The organism is Microbacterium sp. LWH10-1.2, assembly GCF_038397765.1.
Taxonomy (GTDB): domain Bacteria; phylum Actinomycetota; class Actinomycetes; order Actinomycetales; family Microbacteriaceae; genus Microbacterium; species Microbacterium natoriense.
The window spans coordinates 3,202,296-3,228,607 of sequence record NZ_CP151638.1; the positions used below are offsets into that span (position 1 = coordinate 3,202,296).

Here is a 26,312-nt window from a genome sequence, read left to right on the forward strand (position 1 = left end):
CGGCATCCGTCTTCGTCGTTGCGGGGCCCGGTCAGTAGGTCGGGAGGCTGCTCGTCGGCGGGACCCGGCCAGTCGGCGGAGCCCGCTCAGTCGGCGGGGCCCGGTCAGTCGGCGGAGCCCGCTCAGTCGGCGGAGCCCCCGGTCAGTCGGCAGGGAGGCGGAAGGGATCGTCGCCCGCGGCCGCGAGCAGGTACCACGCCGTCGTCCCCGTGTGCAGGCTCGCGTAGTAGAGGTCGCCGAACCCGGAGTCCAGGCCGTCGCTCGAGGTGGCGACGATGCCCTTGCCGTCGCCGTTCGGGGCGTCGCGCTGCGCCAGGCGGATGCTGCTCAGCAGACTCTCCGCGCGATCGGCGTCTCCTGCGCCGGCGCGGAGCCGGAGCGACAGCGCCAGGTGACCGGCACCCTCGAACCACACCTTCGAGACGTCGACGTCGCTGATCGAGGGCCCCTGGTACGGACCGTCGGTCGCCATGAGGTTCGTGAGGGTCCAGTCCAGCGCCGCTCCGTAGCGGCTGTCTCCCGTGGCGAGCGAGCTCCAGGTCTGCGCGTCGAGCGGTATCGGATGCGTGTTGACGGTGGAGCCGTCGAGAAGGGTGCCGGTGTCGACGTGTCCGTCCTGCCCCTGCATCGCGGCGACGAATCCGGATGCGACGGCCGCCCTGTCGGCCCACACCGCGTCGCCGGTGAGCTGCGCCAGCTGGGTGAAGAAGCCCGCCACGTCGGCGTTGTGCTCCGTCGACTTCCAGGTCAGGGAGGCGCCGGCATCCGTCTGCCCTCCCGTGTACCCGTAGGGGGCTCTGGTCATGTCGGCCGTGTTCGTCTGGATCCACCCGCCGATCCGCAGCGCCCCGTCGAGGTACCGCTGGTCCCCGGTCGCGTGGAAGAGCCGAGCGAGGGCCATCCCGACCCAGGCCTCGTTGCCGGTGAAGGTTCCGGGCCCGGTGATCTCCACCCGCCCCTGTCGGATCCCGTGCGGTTCGTAGGAGGTCCTGACGCGGCCGTCGCCGATGGGGTCGTTCGCCTGCACGAAGAGCAGCGTGTCGCCGATCGTCCGCGCGCGGCGGAGGTCGTCGGGCAGCCCTCGGGCGGTGTATGCGATCACGACCAGGGCGTCGTCATACACGAACGACGGCGTGAAGTCCCAGCTCGGGGTGGTGAAGAACCCGCCCTGGTAGCTGCGGGGCAGGCAGTGTCCGTCGCCGTCGCAGAACTCGTCGACGCGCGCATCGAGGAACTCGTAGGCCCGCGCGACCGACAGCGCGGGGTCGAGCGGGGTCACGTCGGCCGCCGAAGGGTCGTGCATCGTGACGACGGCGGATGCTGCCGGCGCCGCTCCCCCGACCGCAGCCGCGACGACGAGCGCGGCGACGACGGCCCACAGCGCGGAACGACGCGGAGAACCCGGCATGGAGACCTCTCGGACTCAGCCGCGGTCCACGGGCGCGGACGCGCGGACGACCAGGAGGTCGTGTTCAGAATCCTGGCATGCTGGTTGACAACGGGGTAGCGGCGAAGGTCCAGCATCCCCTGTCCGTTCGTCGAATGCCGACGCCGCGACCGAGGAGACGCCATCGCGATCAGTTCTCCGCGGACTAGCCGAGTGCGGGCGGCCACACGCCGATCAGCACGGCCATGACCACCACGGTCACGAGTTCGTGCGCAATGTTCATGGTGGTCAGCGCGGTCGGGCGCCCCTCGAACGCGTCGTGGGTGATGAAGCGCGCGGCGGTGAATCCGGCCCACAGCGTGACCGCGGTGATGATCGCGCCCCAGAAGAACAATCCTCCGTAGAAGTGCCAGGCGATGGCGGATGCTCCGGCCAGCACCCACGCCGTGATGAAGCTCACGATCACGGTCGTGATGATCGCCATCGTCGCGCTCGATCCGGGGCGGTCCATGTCGACGTTCGCCAGCTTCGACCACCGCGTGCCGAACACCTTCGGCGCGTACCAGATCGACCCGACGAGCATGCTCGACGCGGTCGCCAGAAGGACGGCCCAGTAGTTGATCTCGGGAACCATGACAGCCTCCACTCGTCGGATGCCGCCACACTACTCCCCGGCATCCCCCTGGCCGCGGGTCGCCTCGCCGACGGTGGGACACGCCTGCACGATCCCGCGACGCCGTCCCGCCTGCGCGATCCCGCCTCCACTCCGCCCACACGGATGCAACAAGCCCCTGACCCGCGGCGGAGAACCCCCCGTCGAACCGATTCGATTCCTGCTCTGGCGAGAATGTAAGCGTTTGCACTAGCCTGATCCCATGGCACAGCTTGAGCAGATCGCAGCCCCCGGTTCCGAGTGGTGGCGCAGCGCAGTCATCTACCAGATCTACCCCCGCTCCTTCGCGGACGCCTCCGGCGACGGCATCGGCGACCTGCCCGGCATCACGAGCCGCCTCGACTCCCTCAGGGAGCTCGGCGTCGACGCGATCTGGCTGAGCCCGTTCATGACGAGCCCGCAGCGCGACGCCGGCTACGACGTGGCCGACTACCGCGACGTCGACCCGCTGTTCGGCACTCTCGCCGACTTCGATGAGATGCTCGCGCAGGCCCACTCCCGCGGCATCCGCGTCGTCGTCGACCTCGTCCCGAACCACTCCTCCGACCAGCACGTCTGGTTCCAGGAGGCCCTGAAGGCGGCCCCCGGCAGCCCCGAGCGCGCCCGCTACATCTTCCGCGACGGCAAGGGCGAGAACGGCGAGCTCCCCCCGAACAACTGGGAGTCCGTGTTCGGCGGCGGCATGTGGGAGCGCATCACCGAGCCCGACGGCACGCCAGGCCAGTGGTACCTGCACATCTTCGACGCCACGCAGCCCGACTTCGACTGGACCAACGAAGAGGTCCGCGAGGAGTTCCGCTCCATCCTGCGCTTCTGGCTCGACCGCGGCGTCGACGGCTTCCGGGTCGACGTGGCGCACGGCATGATCAAGGCCGAGGGGCTGCCCGACTACACGCCCCCCGCAGACGCCGACTCGATGGGCGGCGGCGAATCGGACGTGCCGTACTGGGGTCAGGACGGCGTGCACGACATCTACCGCGACTGGCACAGGGTGCTCGCCGAGTACGACGGCGACCGGGCGCTGTGCGGTGAGGCGTGGATGCCGACGCTGAAGCAGACCGCTCTCTGGGTGCGCCCCGACGAGATGCACCAGACGTTCAACTTCCCGTACCTGATGACCCCGTGGGACGCGAAGGCTCTCGGCGACGTCATCCGCGAGTCGCTCGACGACTTCGGCGCCGTCGGAGCCCCCAGCACCTGGGTGCTCTCCAACCACGACGTCGTGCGGCACGCCTCGCGCCTCGCGCTGACGGCCGACAACCCGCAGGGCGAGGGCATCGGCCCGAACACCCCGCACAAGCCCGACACGAAGATCGGCCTGGCCCGCGCCCGCGCGGCGACCACGCTGATGCTCGCCCTGCCCGGTTCGGCGTACCTGTACCAGGGCGAGGAGCTGGGTCTGCCCGAGGCGATGGAGATCCCCGACGAGTTCCGTCAGGACCCGACGTGGTTCCGGACCGACGGCGAGCGCTATGGACGCGACGGATGCCGCGTGCCGCTGCCGTGGGAGGCGGATGCTCCGGCGTTCGGCTTCAACGACACCGGCCTCTCGTGGCTGCCGCAGCCGGCCGACTGGGCGAGCTACGCGCGCGACACCGAGGAGGGCGATCCCGTCTCGACCCTGTCGCTGTACAAGGAGCTGCTCGCCGCGCGCCGTGAGCACGGCTTCGGCTCCGGCTCGCTGGTGTGGGAGGACGCGGGGAAGGATGCCGTGGCCTTCCGCCGCGGCGACGTCCACGTGCTCGCCAACCTCGGCACTGCGCCGCTGCCCCTGCCCGCCGGCGCCGCCGTGGTCCTGAAGAGCCAGCCCTTCACGGGCGACGCCCTCCCGGTCGACACGGCCGTCTGGTACACCACGGCCTGAGCCGACTCCCCCGTTCCGGTCGCGAACCAGGTCCTCTGCACCGTCAGATCACGACCGGGTCCGCGACCGGAACGAGGAACCCCGAAAGGAACACCCATGGCGAGCATCGATGAGGTCGCCCGGCTCGCCGGGGTCTCGACGGCGACCGTGTCGCGCGCGCTGAGCGGCCGCGGGCACGTCTCCGAGTCCGCGCGCCTGCGGGTGCAGGAGGCGGCATCCGCCCTGGGCTACGTGGTGTCGTCGCGAGCCTCCAGCCTGGCGTCCGGACGCACCCGCAACATCGGCGTGATCGTGCCGTTCCTCGACCGGTGGTTCTTCAGCACCGTGCTCTCCGGCGTCTCCGCGGCGCTGATGCGCGAGGGCTACGACATCACGCTGTACAACATCACCGCCGACAAGGACGTGCGTCGCCACGTGTTCGACACGTTCCTGCGCCGCCAGCGGGTGGATGCCGTCATCGCCGTCTCGATCGAGCTCGACGACGACGAGACCCAGTACCTGCTCGACCTCGGCCTGCCCGTCATCGCGATCGGCGGTCCGAACCCGAAGCTCGACACCCTCACGGTCGACGACGTCGCCGTCGCGCAGCTCGCCACCGAGCACCTGATCGGCCTCGGCCACCGCGACATCGCGCACATCGGCGCGAACCCCGAGTTCGACATCGACTTCCACATCCCGACCAACCGGCGCCTCGGCTTCGAGAAGGCGCTGGCGAAGGCCGGCATCCCGCTCAACCCGGCGTTCCTCGAACCCGCCGACTTCACCGTCGAGGGCGGATACCGCGCGGCCAAGCAGCTGCTCGGCCGGCCTGGTCCTCGTCCGACCGCGGTGTTCGCGGCATCCGACGAGATGGCGATCGGCGCGATCCTCGCCGCGCGCGACCTCGGGTTCGGCGTGCCGGAGGACCTCTCGATCGTCGGCATCGACGGCCACGAACTCGGCGAGTTCTTCCGCCTGACGACGGTCGACCAGTTCCCGCTGGGCCAGGGCGAGAGGGCGGCGGATGCCGTGCTCGCCAAGCTCGCCGCCGACGGCGCCACCCGCGCGCCCGTCGCGCTGCCGTACGAGCTGAACGTCCGCGGTACGACCGCGCGCCTGCTCTAGCCTGTGCGAAGGAAGGGGAATGGTGGGGCTGCGCTCCCCCCGACGCGCAGCCCCACAGCTGTCCCCCACCCCAGCGGGGACAGCGCTGGATTCCAGCAGATGACTAGCCCTCCGCATAGTCACCCGCTTAACAGATACACGTGGCGCGCGTCCATGACGCGAAAGTTCGAATCTCGCTCTCCGCAGCGTCGAAGAGCCCGCGCGGCGACCCCGGAAGGTGGGCGTGAGCGTGTCCTCGGCTAGGATGACTGTGCGTCTCGTGGGGATTCGCATGCGTGGGGAATGAAATCTGGGGGGTTTCGTGAAGCTTCATTGGAGTGCGCGAAGAAGCACTGATCCGCTGTCTTCGACCGGCCGCGTGAGCCGTCGAGCCGTTCGCGTCCGACAAGGGCTGGCCATCATCGTCGGGGCGATCTTGGCGGCGTCCGCGTTGGCGTCGGTTCCGACATCCGCCACGGCTGAGGTGACGATGCCGAAGGCGCCGCTGCTGGAACGCACGTCCGACGTGGTGACATCCGATCCGCTGCCGACCGTGCAGATCGACTCCGGGTACGTGTGGGCGCAGGCGACTATCGGGAACGTGGTCTATGCGGGGGGCAGCTTCTCGAACGCCAGGGCACCACTGGCTGATCCCGGCACGAACCTCACACCGCGCAGCAACATTCTGGCCTACGACATCACCACCGGGGGCCTGCTGCCGTTCGCGCCGCAGGTGAACGGAGTGATCAAGGCCGTTGCGGCCTCGCCTGACGGCAGCCGTCTCTACATCGGCGGCACGTTCACGCAGGTCAACGGCGCGACGCGATACAACTTCGCGGCGCTCGACGCCAAGACGGGCGAACTCGTCCCCGGGTTCGCGCCGGCGGTCGGCGGTACTGGCGTCTACGCCATCGCGGCGACGACCGACAGCGTCTACGTCGGAGGCTTGTTCACGCAGGCCAACGGCGTGGCGCGCAAGAACTTCTCGGCTTTCGCGACGACGAATGCCGCGCTGCGTCCGTGGGCACCCACCAGTGACCGGCAGGTGGACACGATGATCATCGAACCCGGCGGGCAACGTGTGCTCGCCGGCGGGCGTTTCGACAGCGTCAACGGCTCGATCCAGCGCGGTCTCGTCGCGCTCGACCCTGTCACCGGCGGGACCGACACCGCATGGGCTGCCCCCAAGACGGTGAAGAACTCCACGCCGATGAGCGTGAACACGACCGGCTACTCGGGGATCTTCGGCCTCACTGCCGATGCCACGACGGTGTACGGCACCGGCTGGTCGATGGGAGACAAGCCCGAGGTGCGAGGAAACCTCGAAGGCGTCTTCGCAGCCGAGGTGGGCAGCGGCGCGATCCGCTGGGTGGCCGATTGCCACGGAGACAGCTACGGGGTCTACTCGACGGGCAAGACCGTCTACACGACGAATCACACGCACACCTGCGAGAGCGCGAATCTCTGGCCCGAGCAGAGCCCGCGGACGTGGCGCTACTTCACCGCGTTCACCCCCTCCGCGGAGGGCACGCTCTCTCGAAGCCAGTTCCTCAGCGGCACCTACTCCGACTGGAGTGGCACCCCTTCCCCTTCGGCGTATGCCGTCACACCCGACTTCGCCGTCGGGACCGCCACCGGCCTCGGCCAGGCGGGGCTGTCGATCACGGGCTCGGGCGACTACGTCGCGGTTGCAGGCGAGTTCACCAGCGTGAACAACAAGCGCTATCAGGGCATCGTGCGCTTCTCGACGAAACCGGCGGGCGGGGCCGCTCAGGGCCCGTACCGGAAGGACGCGGCCTGGGCTACGCCGAAAGTCTGGTCCGATGTTCCGGTCCGGGTCTCGATCGAGACGAACTGGGATCGCGACAACCGCGATCTCACCTATCAGCTGATGCGTTCGGGCACGGCCGAGCCCGTCGCACAGACCGTCGCCACGTCCGTCTGGTGGGACAAGGGCACGGTGACGCTCGACGATCCGACCGCGGTCGCGGGCTCTACCTACACGTACACCGTCCGAGCCGTGGATGCCGATGGGAACTCCGCGCTGAGTCTTCCCGTCACGGTCACGGCGACGAACGCCGACACGTCGACCTATGCGAAGATCGTGCGACGTGACGGCGCTGACGCCTACTTCCCGCTCGGCAACGCGAAGACCGACTACATCAGCGGCGCCGCGCTTCCGTTCGGCACCGGCGTCACGACCACGACAGCAGGAGCTGTGGCGGGGACGACTCCGGCGGCCTCCGTCTTCAACGGCACGACGAGCGGTCGCGTCTCCTCTGCGACGCCGGCGAAGGGCGACGACAACTTCTCCGCGGAGGTCTGGTTCAAGACGACCACCACCAAGGGAGGGAAGCTCTTCGGCTACGGCTCGTCGCAGACGGGAACCTCGAGCTCCAGCGATCGCAACCTCTACATGCAGAACAACGGACGGCTTCGTTTCGGGGTGTATCCGGGCAGTGAGCGAGGGACGCTTGCCAGCACAGCGGCGTACAACGACGGCAAGTGGCATCATGTCGTCGTGTCCATGGGGCTGAAGGGCACGGTGCTCTACGTCGATGGAAAGGTCGCGGCCCAAGACGAGGCGATCACCGCCGCGCAGAAGAACTACAGCGGGTACTGGCGGCTCGGCTGGGACGGCAGTCTCGCGTCGTGGCCCACCCCTCCGACGTCCGCTGCATTCGCCGGGAGTCTCGACGAGTTCGCGGCCTACCCGACGACGCTGAGCGCTGCGCAGGTGACGCAGCACTACGCCGCAGGCATGGGCTTCAAGGCCCCGCAGGCGTCGTGGACGACGACGACCGCCGGGCCGGAGATGACGTTCAGCGGCGAGGCGACGTTCGTCGACGCCGGGCAGAAGATCGTCAACGCCGCGTGGGACTTCGGGGACGGCACGACCGGAACCGGGCTCCCGACTGCGACCCACGTCTATGCCGTCTCAGGCTCCTACACGGTCACTCTGACCCTCACCGACAGCCGAGGGCTGACCGGGAGCCTGAGCAAGCAGGTGACGGTCACTGCAGCGAACGTTCTCCCGACCGCCGACTTCGTGGCGACCGCCTCGGAGTTGTCGGTATCCGTCGACGCATCCGCATCCGTCGACTCTGACGGGTCGATCTCTTCGTACGCCTGGGATTGGGGCGACGGCGGTGCCGCGGGAGTCGGCGCGACGGCGACCCACTCGTACGCGACGGCCGGCACCTACACGATCACGCTCACCGTGACAGATGACCGCGGCGGTGAGGCCGTCAAGACCGCCGATATCGTGGTCGCGGAGACGCCGTCGATCGCACGCGACGCGTTCGAGCGCACCGGCGCCTCTGGCTGGGGCACCGCCGACATCGGCGGCGCGTGGACGCTGACAGGCGGCGCGGCATCCGCGGCATCCGTCTCTGACGGCGTTGGCAGGCTCACACTCGGCGCGGGCAGCACTCGCAATCTGACCCTGAACGCGGTGTCGGCAAAGAACGTGACCCTCTTGGCCGACTTCAGCCTCGATGCAGTCCCGGCGACGGGTTCGACGTATGTCGGGCTGATCGCCCGGTCGAGCGCGACCGACGGCTACACGACGCGAGCCTGGCTGAACGCCAACGGGACGGTGTCGCTGGTGATCCAGCGCGGCTCGACAGTGCTCTCCAGCTATCTGGTGCCTGGGCTGACCCGGGGCGCGAGCGACGTGTTCACCCTGAAGGTCGACGTGTCGGGAGACACCTCGACGAAGATCTCCGCGAAGATCTGGAGGCAGGGTACGCCCGAGCCTTCGGCATGGCAGATCGAGGCGACCGACGCGAAGGGGATCCTCACGGCCGGCGCCGTGGGAGTGCACGGAAGCCGAGCCGGCTCGGCCACAAGCACAGGGGTCGTCACCGTCGACGGTTTCCGTGTGGCCGACAACGGATGAGCGCCCTCTCGATTCGAGCATCGTTGCCCATCGACTCGCCGTCGCTCGGCGCTGTCCACACTCCACCGAGCGACGGAAGAGGGAACTTTCGCGAGATCGCGTCACGTTCTCGTTCTGCCGTGATCTTGTTCTCTGTAAGGGGCCAAACCCCGAGCCCGATTCCCCGATCGGATACCGCACAGGCTGTCCCCGCCAGTGCACATCACCGGCCTTCACGCCCGGGGGGAGGGGGCGACACGTCGCCGTGTCGCCCCCTCCTATCTCTCGAGGCCGCGTAACGCGGGCCTACTCGGCGGTGAAGCTCCTGCTCATCCAAGGACCGTAGTCGCCTGTTGCGGGATTCGCGTAGCGAAGTCGCATCTCATAGGTGCCGGGGTTGACAGCGAGATACTCGTTCCAGACGCCGCTCGACGGCACTCGGATGGTCTGCACAGGTGTGGCTCCGACGATCTCTCGCTGCAGGACGGTTCCGGGGACGTCTGCCAATCCGAAGTGGAAACGCGCTGCCACGACAGTCGCTCCGGATGCCGGATCCGTTGGCGTCGGCGCCTGCGAAACGGTGTAGGAGAGCGAGGCGCCGGTCGGCGACTGCACGCCGTTCGCTGTCTGCCGGGCCGCGACCGAGTAGCCACCCGGGGACTCTCCGACGAGGTGAGCCTTCCATGAGCCATCGCTTCTCGCGGTCGCCGAGGCGATGACCGTCCCGCCGCTCATCACCTCGACGCGTGCGCCGGGCACGGCGTCGACGCCTGCCACCCATGGGTACATGCGTCCGTCGAATTGCGTGAGCCCGGCAGTGGGCGCAGGCGGAGCAGGGGCGATGGGAACCACGGGAGCCGGCGGGTTCGTTCCACGCTGCGGAGGGCTCGGGATCGCCGAAGGGGAACCGAAGGATGACGGCGATGGCGAGGGCGTCTGTGACGCCGTGGGTGAGGGCGTGGCCGAGGGCGAGGGAGAGGGCGGGTCGTCCGATGCAACCTCCGCCGGCCCGGCGCTCTCACCGATCTCGCCATCGACGCCCGCTCCGGTGAACGTGCGCACGCCGAGATAGACGGCTCCCGCGATCATCACCGCCACAAGGGCCCAGATGAGGAAGACGAGCCACGGTCGCCTCTTGCGGTCCTCATCCTTCACATCAGGCGTCGTGGCAGATGGAGCGATCGCTCCCTCCGCCGAGGCCAGCGCCGCCGACATAGGCGGCGCCTGAGTGGCGGCGACGTAGCCCGCCGCCCCTGCGGTGCCGGCGACAGCGGGCACCACGGTGAGCGCGAGGGTGGCGAGGTTCTTCGCCTCCGTCAGCGCGCTGGGACAGGTCGCACAGGTGGCCAGATGGCGATCGAGAGAGGCTGTCGCTCGCGCGGAGAGCGCACCGCGCGTATACGCGCCCATGTCCTTGAGAGCCGCCCGGCAGTCCGGCGTGCTCGCACTCGTCAGCTGGGCGCTGATCCACGCATCGCGCAGGCCCCGCTTCGCCCGGACGATCAGCGCCGATACCGCATTGGGGGCAAGACCGAGGAGCACGCTGATCTCCCGCGGCTTCAGCTCGTCGACCTCGCTGTACCAGAGGACCTCCTGCCACCTCTTGGGCAGCTCCTTGAACGCGGCGAGGGCGGCTCCACCCTCGAACTCGGCAACCGCCTCGAGCTCCCCCTCTTTCGCATCGGGGTCCACGACGTACTCAAGCTCGGAGATGTTCACCGAGGTGTCGCGGTTGTACCAACGCCGCCCGACGTTGCGGACCGCCATGATCAGATACGGACGAAATCCCGAGGTCGGCCCGCCGCCCGCCCTGATGGCGCGCAGCACCCTGGCGAACGCCTCGGAGACGATGTCCTCCGCGTCGAGGGACACGAAGGTCCTGGCGACGGAGAACGCCGGCCCTGCATGGCGCTTCCAGAGTTCGCCGTAGGCGCGCGAGTCTCCTGATCGCACCAGCTCCACGAGATGATCGTCTGAGTCGACGACCGCGCCCTCACCTGTCATCCCCGACCTCCCCGTCGCAGAGCGTCTCGCACGTTGCCCGAACAACCGCCGATGAGAGGTCACTGAGGGCGAACCCCCGAACCGCTGCACTTAGTATACCGGTACTCATTCTCCCCTGACCTTGATCGGCGTGACCCATGACGAGCGGCCGGGCGGTGCGCTCTGGCACCCGCCCGGCCGGTTCAGCCCTTCTCGTAGCCTCGTCAGACTCGACGCGCCCGCCTGCGCTGCCATGCGATGCCGCCGACGGCGATCACCGTCATCGCCACCGCCGCCACCCAGAACGAGAACGACCCGACGCCGCCCGTGAGCGGGATCTGCGGGACCTCGGTGAGCTGATTCACGATCCCCGCGCCCCCCGCGACCGCGGTGCCGTCGACGTACACGAAGAGCGGCGCCGAGAGGAGCGCATAGCCTGCGGGCGCCTTCGTCTCGGTGAGCCGGTACCAGCCGTCTTCGAGTGCGGTCACCCTGAACCGCCCGGTGCGGCTGTCACGATCCGCGCCCGTGCAGTCCGCATCGGATGCCGCGACGCAGTCGACGACCGTCGACTCCACGGCACCGGCGACCGGTGCACCGCCATCGGACTCGACCTCGACCAGTGCCCACTCCGACCCTGCGAGGAAGTCCGTCGTCAGATGCGGCCCGATCTTGTTCCAGGACAGGCTCGAGAGAGTCCTCACTCCGGCCGGGTCGCAGACCTCCGCCGGCAGAGTCGTTCCGGTTCCCGGGGCGACGCAGGCCGTGTTCACGAGCGTCTCGGACTCACCCACCAGACCCTGCAGCGGGAGGTCGTACTCGACGACCGCCTCGCCGCCGACGGGGAGGGAGGGGATGGTGAGACCGCCGGCGCCGTCGGTGGCGAGCGGGACCGAATGCGAGAGCTGGCCGTCGTCGAAGAGCTGAGCGAGGTCGGCCTTGTCATCGGTCAGCGGCAGGTCAGAGAGGTCCACGTTGCCGATGTTCGTCACGACGATCCGGTATCGAGGGCTGTCCTCCACCGTGAACACCGGAAAGTCGCTCGCGTCCTGGGCGTCGTGCCAGGCGCCTGCGGCATCCTGTACGTACTTCTTGAGCGTGACCGCCGGATTCGGCGTGACCGCGAAGGCCGCGGACGTGCGCATCCTCAGCTGAGTGTCGGAGGAACGTCCGACCGCGAGGTTGACGAACGTGTCGCTGCCCTCGCTGCCCGTCGTGACAACCGGCACCGTGAAGCTCTGCGTGGCGCCGTAGGCGAGCGACGGGCCGATCACGCGCACCGCGGTCGCCGACGCGGTGAAGGTGGTCGTCCACCCGACCGTGTTGCCGGTCACCGTGGCGAAGCCGCCGTTGCTCGGGTCCTTGGGATCCTCGTTGAGCGTCGCCGGAGCGGCCGTCGTGTAGTACACCGTGGCGCCGGCGACCGCGGTCACCGGTCCACTCAGCGCATAGGTACCGTTGAACAGCGTGCCGCGACCGTCGCCGTTGTAGGGAAGGATGTCGACGACATCCGTCTTCGCCGCCGCGACCGGGTCGAAGGACTTCATCTCGACCGTCCACGAGTCAGAGGCCACGCCGTTCACCGAGGGCACCGACGCACTGGCGGCCGTCTTGGTGAGCGTCGTGTATCCGGCCTTCGGCACGACGAACTGTGCGGATGCCGTCGCGCTGAGGCCCTGGCTGGTCGCCGTGGCGCTGTTCGTGTAGGTGGCCCCTGGGGTCGCCGAGGCGGGGACCGAGGCCTTGAACGTGATCACGTCGAGCGGCGACTTGTTCACCGTGACATTCGGGATCGTCCACGTCAGCGTCACTCCTGTGGCTGGCGTGCCGGAGACGACGGGTGTGAGCGTGGAGCTCCCCGCCACGTAGTCGAGACCGATGGGAAGGGTGTCAACGACGACGACCTGCGCGGGATTACCTGTGCCGGCCGGCGAGTAGAGCCCGTACCGCAGCACGTAGTCGACCACGGAACCAGGACCCGCCTCCTTCTGCACGACCTCCTTCTCGAGGAGCGGCGTCGACCCGATGATCCGTAGCACGTCGCGACCGGCCGCCGCATAGGGGTAGCGCGCGCCGGGAGTGGCCGTGCCGGACGCGGGCTTGTCGGCGACGTTCAGGGATCGGTTCGGGGAGTTCCAGGTGCCGTCGAGCTTGTAGGAGCCCCAGGACCAGACGTCCATCCCGACGGGAGTGGACGCCTTGATGGTCTGGTCCACGCGCAGGCTGATGAGGCCGCCAGAGGAGGTGAGGCCCTGATCGATCATCGACTGCGTCTGTACGACCATGACGGCCTTCACCGTCGTCAGGTTCGCCGGAAGAGTCGTCGTCCATCCGTTGAGCGCCGGTGCGTCGCTGCCGCAGCCCGTCCAGGCGTTGGGATTGTAGCTCGCGCTCGCCGGATCGAGCAGGCCGCCTGCCGTGCCGGTGTAGTACCAGTAGGTGACACCAGTCACCGGTGTGCTCGGATCGGGGTCATTCATGTACGCCGAGTTGAAAGTCACGTACTTCGTGTCGAGAGCGATGCACATCGCGTTGCCCACCTTCGCCGCGACTCCCGCGTTCGACGTGACCGTCGCCCCGGCATACGTCCGGTACGTGTCAGTCCACACCGTGCCCTGTGACAGAGCCCCGATGGAGACGAAGCCGTGCGTCCATACACCGCGGGTGTATGCCATCTTGTTCGTGTTGTTCGCCGCGCTGTCGACCGACGTCACAGCCGGGTTACCCGCGGCGACATAGGTCGGCGCCGTCGCGCTCAGGTTGAAAGTGCCCGGACTTGAGTAGGTGAATTTGAACTTGACGACACCCGACGCGATCACGTCCATCCCCGGCGGAAGCGCCGCACCCGTGCTGTCCGTTGTAGGGAACGGACCGGAGTAGTTCAAGTTGGACAGCGTCATCCGGTACTTCCCCGCGCCGAGCGACGTGAGGCTGCAGGTGGGGAAGCGCGTCGTCTGGGACGCAGCATGGGTCGCATCCGAGTAAGGGAACCCCATGTACGTGGTGTCGATCGGCGCACACCCCGTGCCGTCGAGCGAGATCGTCTCGCCGTTGGACGCGGAGAGGGTCAGGTCGTAGCTCACCGATGACGGGCCGGGAAGAGAGCCCGTCGAATGACTGAGCGACCAGCCGAACGACAGGAGCTGCTGCGTGCCCGACTGCGTGCTCTTCGCACCGCCATCGAACTTCGCGTCCATCACGAACTTGTTGTCGATGGGGATCTCGGGCAGCGTCGCCGTCTTGCCGAGGAACGATCCGGTGACCGTGACCTTGTCGCCGCTGTTCCCCACAGGGACGAGGCCGGTGAAGGCGACCTGCGCCGTGCCGAGATTCCGCGTCCCGATGTTGCAGACGAGCGTCTTGCCGTCGGCCGACACGCTGGATGCCGGTGTCACACCGCTCGTGAGACAGATGTCGGGCAGCCGCGTGAAGGTCGCGTTCTGGGCGACGAAGGTCACCACATTGTTGTCGACGGGAGCGTTCGACGGCGCGGGGCTGTCGTCGTTGATGTCGAACCGCCACACGGCCGACAGGCTGCTGGACCCCGAGGTGACCGTCGCCGGCGGGTTCTCCCAGGCGCCCGTGAACTCGTACGCCACGATCGCAGCCTGCGCCGACGACGTTTGCCCGCCGAGCGCCGCCAGGGCGACGATCATCATCACCGAGAACGCCGAGATCGCACTCCGGACGAGGGCGCGACGCCGCGTCATCCTCTTCCTCATCATTTTCCTGCTCAACATCACTCTCGCCCCTCCGGCTCGAAAATCTGTGTCGTCTCTGCTGTCCCGCGTCTCACTCCGCGCCTGCGGTACGGCGGTCGGGTAGATCCACCCGCGGGCTGGTCCTCGTCGACGCCATGCTCGCTGGCCATGTCGCCCTCTGGGGTCGTCCTCCGGGCCTTCGCCTGGCGAGCGTCGACGTAGCCCTGCCAGATCACGTAGGCGGCGATGAGCACGAGACCGAGCCCGCCCCAGACCGCCCACCATGGGAACCCGGGAATGGACGGGGCCTCACCCGCGTTCCGGATGTCGTGCTCCGGCGTCGGAGTGATCCTCTCCGCCGTGACGACGATGCGATGCGTGTTGATGCCCAGTGGCGTGCAGGTGATCAGGGTGAGGAGGTCGGAGCCGGCCTCCGCACGGATGGTGCTGTTCTCCTGCGGCTCGATGATCGTGATGTCGCGCACGCGATATGTGAGCGTCTTGCCGAACGTCTCGACGATGATGCGGTCGCCCACGACCACCTTGTCGAGGTCGGTGAACATCGTGGCGTTCGCCAGTCCCCGGTGCGCGGTGATGACCGAGCGGGTGCCCTCTCCGCCGATCGGGAAGTGCGAGCCCTCCAGATGACCCGCACCACGGCTGAGCACCGCATCGCTCGTGCCGTGGAAGACAGGGAGATCGACGTCGATGGCAGGGATCTTGACTCGTGCCATGAGACCTTCGGCGTTCGCACTGAGGATGGAGTCGTAGTCGAACTCTCCCCCGTCGAGTGCACCATCGCCGACGGGGACGTTCGCGTTCTTGTTGAGCTGCACACCGGCGCTCAGCGCGTCATTGTACGCGCGAGCCTCTCGCAACTGCTCGCTCGCGTCGGGCTTGACATCGCGGACCTCGGACTCGTAGCTCACGAGCACCCGCGACTGGTTGTATGAGGAGACCCAGGCCGCCGTCATCGGGTACAGTCCCGCGACCACGCCGCCGAGGGCGAGCATGGCGATGCACAGCGTGAGCCAGCCCGGCTTCCACCTGCGTCTCACGTCAGGAAAGGCGTCGAGAGCCCCGCCGTCATCCTGCAGCGCGACGCTCCCCGCGTCTTCGACTATGGTCATCTCCCCATTCCTCCCCGGATGGTTCGTGTGATCGACGGTTCTCCGGGTCGGGCGGATATCCACCCGACCCGGAGGTCCGCTGACTAGTTCTTCGCCTCAGAGCGGCGACGGTGCTTCAGCAGGAGCAGGCCGATGGCCACGCCGAGAGCGCCGATCCCCGCGGTGATGAGGATGACCTGGCCTGCGGCACCGGTCATCGGGAGCGAGGGCACCGTCTGCTGGGTGTTCTCGATCTCGACGTTGTCCGCCGGCGTCGTGGTTCCGATCTTCACGGCGACCGCGGTGAACGGGTCGGCCGGCAGGACGAATCCTGCCGGTGCCGCGATCTCCTTGAGCACGTAGCAGCGCTGCTGGGCGTCGATCGCGGGGTTCACGCTGTCGCTGACGAACAGCCCGGCGATCGAGATCAGACCGGTGCCCGCCGAGGTGAACTCGGTCTGGCCGCTGACGGTGATCGCCGATCCGGTCGGCTGCGCCGTGGAGCAGTCGGCCGCGTACGGGTCGACCGCGTTGTACACCTCGAAGACCGCGCCGTTCAGCGTGCCCTGGGCGCCGGTCGTGCCCGCGACGCGCTTCTGCACCTCGAGGCTGCCCCAATAGGTCTTGACCTCGTTGGACGGCAGCGGCGGCTGACCTGCCGGGTCGAATCCGGGGTTGTTCGGCCACAGTTCAGCCTGGTTGGTGATCGTCCCGTCGCCGACCGAGACGACCTTCCCGGCGAAGATGACCTGGATCTCCGAGCCCACGTGAGCATTGGGACCCTCGTTGAGCCAGGCGATGCCCGCCGCGGTGAAGTTCATCGTGACCTGCTGGCCCACGACATCGATCGTGTAGAACGACGGGTCGAGCGCCACGCCGTCTGCGGTGACGACAACATCGGCCGCAGCGACGGGCTCTAGTCGGGTGTCGAGCGTGTCGCGGATGGCGAAGCCCGTCCATGCCTGCTGCATGGTCGGCACCGGCACGGTCACCGGGAAGCGGATGACGGAGCCGAGGCCCGTGTCCTGCTGCGGGTCGACGGTCTTCTCGATCGTGCCTTCGCCGTTCTTCGGGTACGCGTGCACGTCGTACACCCATCCGCTCTGATAGGGCATGGGGACGGTGAGGATGAACGGGATGGCGCGGTCGACGATCTGCGCCGGTGCGGAGGTCTCGCAGACCTGGTACGCGCCGATGGGGAGCGACACGGTGGCGGTTCCCTGGGCGTCGGTCGCCGGAAGGGCCACCGGCGCGCCGAGGGTGTACCCCGCCGGCGCGGTGCATGCCGTGCCGGGGGTGATCGCGTTCAGCCCATCCCAGTTCGACGCCACGTTCAGGTCCAGCGGCGTGCCGTTCAGCAGCAGCGGGTACGCGGTGAAGACGACATCGGCGACCGGATCCGTGAAGTCGCCAGCGGCAGGCGCCTGGCTGATGTCTCCCTCGACGGTGCCGTTCTGGTGCAGGTACTTGTGCACGGTCAGCGAGCCGGTGCGGCTCGGGTCGATGTTGCCGTAGTCCTGGGGCGCAGCGTAGGCGGCTGTGCCTGCGCTGAGCAGCGCCCCCAGTCCGAGTGCGGTCGCTCCCAGAAGCGCCAACGCACGACGTGTGTTGTTTCGTTCAGTCACCTGAACCTCTCCCTCCCTGTTGGCCGTTCGGCCCTTCACGGCCCTTGCGTCATGAGCGCGCAATGAACCTCTTCGCCGTACCGGATACCGAGTGGAAGAGATCGTGACGCGACTTCTCCGTTTTCATCGTCGTCAGAGAACTTCCGGATTTGCTTCGTCAACCACGTCACGATCTCCGCGGGAGCGGATCGTGTGGAGTAGGCGTGTTCCTCTCCCCGGCTACACGCCCTCCGGGCGCTGGGGCGCCCCGAGCGACCGGGGTCCGGGTCAGTCTCCCCTGGACGGATCCCGGTCGCTCTTCTTCGTCTTCTCCTCGCGAGATCGCGTATGCCCTGCACTCGACGGCAGCAGAAGGGCCCGGCGCCTCCGTATCGGAGGCACCGGGCCCTTTGCGCACGTCAGCGGCGACAGGTCTTTCGACAGCGAAGCGGTCAGAGCGCGGGCGCTGTGGCAGCGTTCTGGCAGGAGTTCGCGGCACCGTCGCCGCCGCCACAAGACGCGAACCTCGTGAACTGCTCCAGTATCTGCGTTCGTTTCGCCTCTGGGAGGGCATCCCAGGCGAGAGGGAGATTCACACGACCGTTCGCGGTGTCCTGCACGCTGTAACGGGAGACGGAACCGCGATCGTCACCCGTTACGTGCTTCACGTACAGTTCGCCGTTCGCGCGGAGCGAGAAGAACCCGTCCTGCACGAGCGTGCCAGGCTCGGAATCCGGTCCCGCGGTGCTCGGATCGGAGACCTTCGTGTGGACCGAGTACACCCACTGGCGCCAGTTCGTCACTTCCTGGCCGCGGATCAGAGGCAGGAGGCTCAGACCGTCGTGATCGCTGAAAGTCGTGTTCTTCTCCGAGATGCTTGGCTGCATCGCTGCGAACGTCGGCATCAGATCGACAGACTGGGTGAGTTCGGTGCGAACGATGCCCGTCGCCGTGTCCGCTCCCGCGACGACGAGCGGCACCCGCAGATCTGTCTCGTATGGCGAGCCCTTGCCGATCTTGTAGCCGCTTGCGCCGTTGTCGATCAGGCCGAGATCGACGCCCTGACCCAGGTGGAATCCGTTGTCCGACGTGAACATCACATAGGTCGACTCCCACAACCCGTTCTTCTCCAGCTCGCTGCGCACGGCTCCGATCAGCTCGTCCAACGACTGGGCCATCCGCACTCGGTCGCGCAGATACTGCTGCAGCTCACATGCGTCGTCCTTGCCATCAGGTTTGGCGAACGGAATCTCACGGAGATCCTTCGCGCAGTTCAAGCCCTCGTTTCCGGGGAGGGATTCGATGAGGATGCTGGTGCACGTCCTCCGCGAGCCGCTGGGCTGCGTGCCGCAGTCTCCGCCAGGGAACTCTCCCGCGGGGTTCATGCCCTTCGGGAGATCACGGGGGGCGGGCACGAAACTGCGCACGTCCGTGCGGTTCAGGTTGCCCGCGTGCGTCGTGAACGGGACGAAAGTGGCGTTGAAGCTCTGGCCCGTACGCGCCATATACGGGATGAACGCATGAGCACGCGCGATCTGAGTGTCTGTGCCGTACAGCTCGTTCTTGACTGCCGCTCTGCCGGGAATCCCGATAGCGAAATCCATCTCGCCGTAGGCGCCGTCGCTGTACGGGCGCCACATGGTCCATCCCGGAGGCCGCCGCACCACATCACCGACGCCGAACGCGCTGTTGTAGCCGTTCAGGTACTTCCCCTCCAGCATTGTGTAGTACCCACGGTCCTGCGCTTGAACCGCATAGGTGAAGCGCTCGTTGTCACGGTTGGCGCCGGACTGCTGGAGCCCCCTGCGGAAGGCTTCGACACCTCCCATCGTGCCCGCGTTCTGATACACACCCGTGTTGTGCGGGAAGCGTCCCGTCAAGATCGAGGAGCGCGACACGCAGCACAACGAGTTCGTCACGTAGTAGTTGTCGAACGACACTCCATCGGCCATGAGCCGCTGCAACTCGGACATGTAGGGCACAAGGTCCCAGGAGAAGTCGTCAGCCATGATCATCACGACGTTCTTCGGCGTAGCGTCCGCAACGGCAGGCACAGCAGTGATGGTCCCACCGCCGACCACCGACAGAATCGCCGTGATCATCGCCAACCACACGGGTCGTCTGCGGCGTCGAGCGCCGCGAGTTGTCGTCCTCACGTGGATTCCCCTCTCGTCCGGGGAAGCACGTCTTCACGCCCAGGGAGAGTCCCCTGTTCATCGCCCGGGCTGTACAAGGATACGGTGCCTGTCGCCAGGCACCTCCTGCGCAGGGAACCCCTTGGCCGGATATCCACTCCCGCGGAGGACACACTGATCGGGCTCGTCGACCTGCAGGTCGACGAGCCCGATCAGTTAGTCAGAGCGCGTCATCGCATCGCCTCTCGCCGCCGTCGCGACAGGAGCAGGAGCCCCAGGCCCAGCAGCGCCGATCCGCCGATGCCCCCTGCAGCCCACACGACGCCACCGGTGATGGCGAGGCCTGCTGCAGACACCTTGGTATCGGTGCGGCAGTCGGCATCGGTCGCGCCCGTCGAGCAGTTCCCTCCCGACCCCGGCGGCGTCACGACGACGTTCTTGATGTCGCCGATCTTGCGCAGGGTGACCGAGTACGAGACGGTGACGCTCTGTCCCACGTCGAGCGCGCCCTGCCAGCTGAGAGCCGGAGCGCTGTAGGTCGCCCCGCTGCTGGCATCGGCGTTGTAGGTGCCAACGGCGAGCGCCGAGCTCAGGTCATCGGTGAACGATGCGGGGCGTGCGTTCGTGTACGGGACACGACCGGTGTTCGTCACGGTGATCGTGAAGGTGACCTTGTCGCCCACCCACGCCTGCGTGGTCGATACATTCTTGTCGACACGGTAGGAGGCGACGGGGGTCTCCGTCACGCATCCGCCTGGCTCCGCGCAGCCGCCGCCGGGCCCGGAGGCCGTGACCGCGTTGCGCAGGATCTGATCACCGGTAGCGGGCTGGTTCACCGTCACCGAGTATGTGACCGTGACCGTCTCGCCCACGGCCAGAGCCCCCGTCCACGACAACAGGCCACCAGCGACGATCGCTCCGCCGGTCGCGTCGCCGTTGTACGTGGCGTCGTCCAGCACACCGGAGAGGTCGTCGTCGAAGACGGCGGGAGCGGCATCGGTGTAGGGAACCTGCCCGATGTTGGTGACGGTCACCGTGTAGGTGACGACTCCGCCGATGACGACGTCAGCGACGTCAGCCTGCTTCTGCACCGTGTACGACGCGATGGGCGTCTCGGTCGCGCAGGCATCCGGCACGCACTCACCACCGGGCGCCGACGGGGCGACGACGTTGCGGAGGAGGAAGTCTCCGTCGACCGGATCGTCGACGGTGACCGAGTACGTCACCTGGAGCGTCTCGCCGACCGCGAGGGGACCCGACCAGGTCAGCGTGTCTCCGGCGATGGAGCCACCCACCGACACATCGCCGTTGTACGAGGCGTCGTCGAGGACCCGCGAGAGATCGTCGGTGAAGGATGCGGGAGCCGCGGCCGTGTAGTCCAGGGCGCCGGTGTTCGTCACCGTCACCGTGTAGGTCACCACGTCGCCGGGACCGGTCGTCGCCGGTTCCGCGGTCTTCTCGATGGAGTAGGATGCCGCGGGGACGTTCGCCACGCAGGCGGGATCCGTCGAGCCCGCCGCACAGTTGCCACCCGAGCCCGGAGGCGTGAGAACGGTGTTCGACATGCTCCTATCACCGGTGGCCGGGCTGTTGACCGTCACGGAGTAGGTGATCGTCACGGTTGCTCCGACGGCCAGCGGCCCCGACCAGGAGAGCACCGGAGCGGTGTAGCCCGTCCCTGCGCCGCTCGAGCTGGCCACGTCGTTGTTGTACGTCGCATCGTCGAGCACGGCGGAGAGGTCATCGGTGAAGGATGCGGGATCAGCCGCCGTGTACGGCACCTGGCCTGTGTTGGTGACGCTGATCGAGTAGGTCACGACGTCGCCCGGAACCACGCTCACGGCATCCGCCTGCTTCACGACGCGGAACGAACCCAGCGGAGTGGTCGTGGTGCAGACGCCGTCGCAGCTGCCGCCGGGACCCGTCGGGACGACGACGTTCTGCAGGGAGAAGTCGCCGGTGATCGGATCGTCGACGGTGACGGAGTACGTCACCGTCTCCGTCTGCCCGGCCGCGAGGGGTCCGGACCAGGTCAGAGTGTTACCGGCCACGCTGCCGCCGGTGGTGACGTCGCCGTTGTAGACGGCGTCATCCAGAACACCGGAGAGATCGTCCGTGAAGGATGCCGGATCGGCATTGGTGTAGTCCACGTCTCCGGTGTTCGTCACCGTGACGGTGTAGGTGATGGTCTCGCCCGGTCGGGCGGACGCCGCGCTGGCGGTCTTGGCGACCGTGTACGAGGCGACAGGAGTGTTCGTCACGCACTCGGCGGCCGGGTCGCAGCTGCCGCCCGGCGTGGTCGGAGTGACGACGTTCGCGAGGTCCTGGTCTCCGGTGAGCGGATCGTTCACCGTGACGGAGTAGGTCACCGTCGCCGTCTCGCCGACAGCGAGCGGACCCGACCAGGTCAGGAGAGAACCGGCGACAGAGCCGCCCGCGGAGACGTCGTTGTTGTAGGCGGCATCGTCCAGCACTCCGGAGAGGTCATCCTGGAACGATGCAGGGGCGGCCGCGGTGAACGCCGACTGACCCGTGTTCGTCACCGTCACCGTGTAGGTGACGGTGTCTCCCGCCATCGCTGAGGCGACATCCACGGTCTTGGCGACGGTGAACGACGACACCGGGGTGTCGGTCGTGCACGCGCCCTCGGGGTCGCACTCGCCCCCGGGAGCCGTGGGCACGACCGCATTGCCGAGGATGAGATCGCCGGCAGGGGGATCGTCCACCGTCACCGAATAGGTCACAGTCACCGTCTCCCCGACCGCGAGGGGCCCGGACCAGGTGAGAGTGTTCCCGGCCACACTGCCGCCGGCGGTGACGTCGCCGTTGTAGACCGCGTCATCCAGAACCCCGGAGAGGTCATCCGTGAAGGAGGCGGGATTCGCCGCCGTGAACGCGACCGCCCCGGCGTTGACCACGGTGACCGTGTACGTGACGACTCCACCCGGAACCACGGTGTCGACGTCGGCCGCCTTGGCGACCGTGTACCCCTGGATCGGAGTCACCGTGCACTGCTCGGTGGCGGGGTCGCACACCGGCCCCGGCGGTGTACCGGGCGGGACGAGGAAGTTCGCCGCCGAGTTGTTGCCGCGGTCGCCAAGCGGGTTCACGGTCACCGTGTAGGTGACCGTCGCGGTGGCTCCCGGAGCGAGGGTCCCGCCCAGGCTGAGGATGCCGCCGGCAGGGCCCGTGGCTGTCACCGAGGGGGTATCGGATGTCGGGCCGCTCGTGAGCGTCGCGTCATCGAGGACGTCACCGAGGTCGTCGTCGCGGAGCACGTCGACCACAGTGGCTCCGGTGTTGACGACCGTGATCGTGTAGGCGAGCTCGGTGCCCGTCCGCACGGGCGTCTCGGACGAAGACACCGTCTTGGTGTAGGTCACGCCGGTGATCGGCGTGGACGTGCAGGTCGGCGCCTGCGGGTCGACCGGGGTGCAGACTCCGCCGGGAGGCGGATCCTCCCCCGGAGTGAGGAGGAAGTTGGAGGCGACGCTGTCGGCGCGCTGGTCGTCGGGCAGGATCGTCACCGTGTAGACGACGGTGTACGTCGCGCCGACGGGGACCGATCCGGTGATGCTGATCTCCGCCCCGTTGCGGACCACGGCGAGGCCGTTCGGCGAGGTCGGCTCGGTCGTGACGACGGCGTCATCCAGGACATAGGTGAGATCGTCGATCGCGTTGACGGTCGCCGCAGTCTGGCCGTCGTTGTCGAAGAAGAGGGTGTAGGTGATGGTCGAGCCCGCGACGACCGGGTCCGACGACGGTGTGGCCGTCTTCCACTGCGTGAGCGCGGCGCCGGGGATGCGGACCGTGTCGCAGCTCGGCGAGCCGGGGACGGTGTCCCCGGCGGGGATGCACGCGGAGTTCCGCAGAACCTGGTCACCGTCGCCGGTGTACGTCACGGAGTAGGTGATGGTGGCCTGCTGTCCGGCCCCGAGTGCTCCGCTCCACGACATGGTGTTGCCCGTGCGTGTGGCGGTGCCTGACGAGGCGGTCAGAGTGGCGTCCTCGAACGTCGCGTCGTCGAGGACTTCGGTCAGGTCGTCGGTCGCCGTCGCCGGGGCGGCGGCGGTGTAGACGCCGGGGCCGGGGTTGGTCACGACGACGGTGTAGGTGACCGTGTCGCCGACCGCGGGGAGGTCTGTCCGGTCGGCCGACTTGTCGATCGTCAGGCGGGGCAGCGGGAAGCTCGTGACCGCGCAGGGCTGTCCGGTCGCGGCATCCACCCCGCCCGGGGCGGGATCGCAGGTCGGAGGAGTCGGGTCGCCCGGGTCGTTGGGGCGCCACGCCACGTTGCGGGCCGTTCCGTCGCCACCGCTGCCGATGGTGACGGAGTAGGTGAGGTTCACGGAAGCGCCGGAGGCCAGTGCGCCCGACCACGAGAGCAGAGGCTGCACGTAGTCGATCGTGCCGGGCACGCTCGAGGTCGCGTCGTTGTTGTAGGTCGCGTCGTCGAGGACTCCGGTGAGATCGTCGAACACGGTGGCCGGGTTCGACGGTGTGAATGCGCCTGCACCCGTGTTCGTCGCCGTCACCGTGTAGGTGACCACATCGCCGGGGCGCGTGTCGGCGCTCGCGTTCGAGGTCTTGACGAGGCTGAGGCCGAGATCGCATGACGTCGTGGCCGACTGGTTATTGCTGCTCACGGGGTCGGCCTCGTTGCCCGCGACCGATGCGGTGTTCGTGAGACACGTGCCGAGAGGGGTGTTCGTATCGGCCGCGATGGTGAATGTCACGCTCTGGCCAGGGTTCAGGCGCCCACCGCTCGCCGTGATCGTGCTCCCGGCGATCGTCGCGGTGACGCTTCCGGTCACGGTCGGATTGCTCAGCCCCGCGGGCAGCGTGTCGGTGACCGTCCAGCCGCTGGAGACGCCGGCGCCGTTGTTGGTGACCGTCACCGAGTAGCTGATCCGATCGCCCGACTCGTACGTGGGCGGGCCGGTCTTGACGACGGCGAGGTCTGCCGGGAGGCCGGGGATCGACGTGCCATCGTTCAGGGTCGAGCTCGGCCCGGGCACCACGGAGACCACCCGGAAGGTCGGGGTGGCGGTCGCGCCGTTCAGCACCTCGAGCTGCACGACGTCGCCCGTCGAGTTCGAGGAGAAGCCGAGGTTGCCGTTGCCAAACGTCCACACTCCGCCGTATCCGCCGGCCCCAGGCGGTATCACCGCGGGGAACACCGCGATCGCACCCGTGGTGACGTTGAGCCGCCTGATGTCGCCGGCGGCGTTCGCTCCCCAGGCGAATCCGTCCTTGAAGGCGAAGTCCTGGACACCGGGCTGCTGTCCGAAGTCGATCGTCTGCACGATGGCGCCGGTCGTCGCGTTGATCACCCGCATCGTCGTGTTCGGTCCGGAGTCGGAGACGTAGTAGAGACCGGTGGCCGGGTTGAAGGCGCCGGCGAAGAAGCGGGTCGATCCGGTCGCCGGGTGGGTGTAGATCGTCGTCCCCACGCGAGTGACCACGCCGCCCTGCCCGATGCGTACGAGTGCGCCGATAGGCAACGCGGCTGTGCCGTTGCCGCTGACGATGCCGTACATGTAGCTGTTCGCCGGGTTGAATCCGATGGCGTTGTACGAGACAGGAGCGGGACCGCCCTCGTCCGTGAACGCGAAGGTTCCGGTGCCGGTGGTCTCCGCGCGCTGGAGTTGGGACGGCGCCCCCTGCGCGATGTACACCACCGGCGCCGCAGGATCGAACGGGTCACCTGGCGCAGCCTGCGCGGCAGAGGGGAGCACGAGACCTGCAGCGACAAGGCTGCTCGCCAGTAGTGCGCTCGAGAGTACGCCTGAGGTCACCGCCCGGATCCGCGCGCGGAAGGACTTTCCGCGCGCACCGATCACTGCCTTCTTCGCCATGTCAAAGCTCCCCACTTCGCACGATCGCCTGTGCCGCTGGGGGCTCACACAGTCAATCCTCAGGTTTTATGAAGTTGGCCTCAAGCTACACCGAAATGCCGATATCCGAAATGGGAATCACACAGTTGTTATCCACGCGACACTCTCGGATCAGACCTGCGTGCCGATGTACGTCGCGAGGTCATTGGTGCTGTCGACGTCTACAGCGGGAGCGGGGACGCTGACGGAGATCGTCGTCGTCGATACGTACGGCAGAGGGTTCACCGCGTCGGGCACGGGCGCCGCCGCGGCATCCAGGACGATGGCGCTGCTCGCCCCGATCGTGATGGGCGCGATTACCGTGCAGGAGAAGGAGAAGTCCGTCGAGTAGTACGGGCTCGGATTGAGCGCGACGGCAGGCACGACCTGGCCGACAGACACCGTCGGGCAGCTGAGATTCGCGTCGATCGAGGAGATCACGAGATCGCCGCCGACGAAGTGCGTGGTGATCTGGACGGTCGAGCCCGCCGGCACCGCGGACGTCGCGGACGGGCCGTTGTCGACGGTCAGGACCATCGAACCCGCGTTGCCGTTGACGATGTTCGAGGGCGTCACAGCGGCACGGGCATCCACGGTTCCGGCGGGCTCTGGCGTCACAGTGGGTGTGGGAGTCGGGGTGGGAGTCGCCGTGGGGGCGCTGGTGACGGGGGCGATGGGCTGCTCCATTGTGCCCTCACTACACTGCTCGGTCTCGGCGGTCGCCGCGGATGCGGAAGACGGCGACAGGGAGGACATGCCGACCACCGCGATGGCACCGATGATGAGCGCACCTGCGATCAACGGCCTTCTCTTCCGCATCAGCGGATACAGGAGAGCGGCCACTCCGAGAACCAACAGTCCGACCGCGAGGAGCACGAGCGGGGTGAGGTCGCGCGGACCAGTGTTCGCAAGGCAATCGATCATGAGGGGCTCCTGTGGCTCAGCGCTGGCCCGGCCCCGTCGTGCCGACACCGGGTACGAGCCACGTGGCTCTGACGACAGAAAGGACACTGGCGC

General features: G+C 67.9%; 12 protein-coding genes. 3 read left to right on the forward strand and 9 right to left on the reverse strand.

Annotated elements, in window-relative coordinates; genetic code table 11:
* Positions 1-142: 142 nt before the first annotated feature.
* Positions 143-1,408 carry a hypothetical protein gene (locus MRBLWH10_RS15055; protein ID WP_341940528.1) on the reverse strand — a complete coding sequence of 422 codons (1,266 nt, stop codon included), beginning with the start codon at positions 1,406-1,408 and terminating at the stop codon, positions 143-145.
* 184 nt (positions 1,409-1,592) lie between these two features.
* Positions 1,593-2,021, reverse strand: a complete 429-nt coding sequence (locus tag MRBLWH10_RS15060; protein WP_105673204.1) for a DUF1761 domain-containing protein — start codon at positions 2,019-2,021, stop codon at positions 1,593-1,595.
* 241 nt (positions 2,022-2,262) lie between these two features.
* On the opposite strand from MRBLWH10_RS15060, the gene MRBLWH10_RS15065 reads away from it, so the two are divergent.
* From MRBLWH10_RS15065 to MRBLWH10_RS15075, 3 genes are all read left to right on the forward strand, one after another.
* A complete protein-coding gene (locus tag MRBLWH10_RS15065) occupies positions 2,263-3,924 on the forward strand; it encodes a glycoside hydrolase family 13 protein (protein WP_341940529.1) in 1,662 nt (553 codons plus the stop codon).
* 96 nt (positions 3,925-4,020) lie between these two features.
* Positions 4,021-5,028 carry a LacI family DNA-binding transcriptional regulator gene (locus tag MRBLWH10_RS15070; RefSeq protein ID WP_105673202.1) on the forward strand — a complete coding sequence of 336 codons (1,008 nt, stop codon included), beginning with the start codon at positions 4,021-4,023 and terminating at the stop codon, positions 5,026-5,028.
* A 469-nt stretch (positions 5,029-5,497) separates the two neighbouring features.
* Positions 5,498-8,908 carry a PKD domain-containing protein gene (locus MRBLWH10_RS15075; RefSeq protein WP_341940530.1) on the forward strand — a complete coding sequence of 1,137 codons (3,411 nt, stop codon included), beginning with the start codon at positions 5,498-5,500 and terminating at the stop codon, positions 8,906-8,908.
* A 285-nt stretch (positions 8,909-9,193) separates the two neighbouring features.
* On the opposite strand, the gene MRBLWH10_RS15080 is transcribed toward MRBLWH10_RS15075, so the two are convergent.
* The 7 genes from MRBLWH10_RS15080 to MRBLWH10_RS15110 all read right to left on the reverse strand — a co-directional run bounded on the left by MRBLWH10_RS15080 (position 9,194) and on the right by MRBLWH10_RS15110 (position 26,219).
* Entirely contained in the window at positions 9,194-10,891 is a 1,698-nt protein-coding gene (locus MRBLWH10_RS15080; RefSeq protein ID WP_341940531.1) for a sigma-70 family RNA polymerase sigma factor, read from the reverse strand.
* 203 nt (positions 10,892-11,094) lie between these two features.
* Complete coding sequence (locus MRBLWH10_RS15085; protein WP_341940532.1) at positions 11,095-14,580, reverse strand: SpaA isopeptide-forming pilin-related protein; 3,486 nt, start codon at positions 14,578-14,580, stop codon at positions 11,095-11,097.
* A 29-nt stretch (positions 14,581-14,609) separates the two neighbouring features.
* Positions 14,610-15,701 carry a class C sortase gene (locus tag MRBLWH10_RS15090; RefSeq protein ID WP_341940533.1) on the reverse strand — a complete coding sequence of 364 codons (1,092 nt, stop codon included), beginning with the start codon at positions 15,699-15,701 and terminating at the stop codon, positions 14,610-14,612.
* 83 nt (positions 15,702-15,784) lie between these two features.
* A complete protein-coding gene (locus MRBLWH10_RS15095) occupies positions 15,785-17,305 on the reverse strand; it encodes a SpaH/EbpB family LPXTG-anchored major pilin (protein WP_341940534.1) in 1,521 nt (506 codons plus the stop codon).
* Between the two features lie 431 nt (positions 17,306-17,736).
* Positions 17,737-19,386, reverse strand: coding sequence for a sulfatase-like hydrolase/transferase (locus MRBLWH10_RS15100; RefSeq protein ID WP_341940535.1), 1,650 nt, complete (start codon positions 19,384-19,386; stop codon positions 17,737-17,739).
* 263 nt (positions 19,387-19,649) lie between these two features.
* Positions 19,650-25,277 carry a hypothetical protein gene (locus tag MRBLWH10_RS15105; protein ID WP_341940536.1) on the reverse strand — a complete coding sequence of 1,876 codons (5,628 nt, stop codon included), beginning with the start codon at positions 25,275-25,277 and terminating at the stop codon, positions 19,650-19,652.
* 150 nt (positions 25,278-25,427) lie between these two features.
* Entirely contained in the window at positions 25,428-26,219 is a 792-nt protein-coding gene (locus tag MRBLWH10_RS15110; protein ID WP_341940537.1) for a hypothetical protein, read from the reverse strand.
* Positions 26,220-26,312 lie beyond the last annotated feature (93 nt).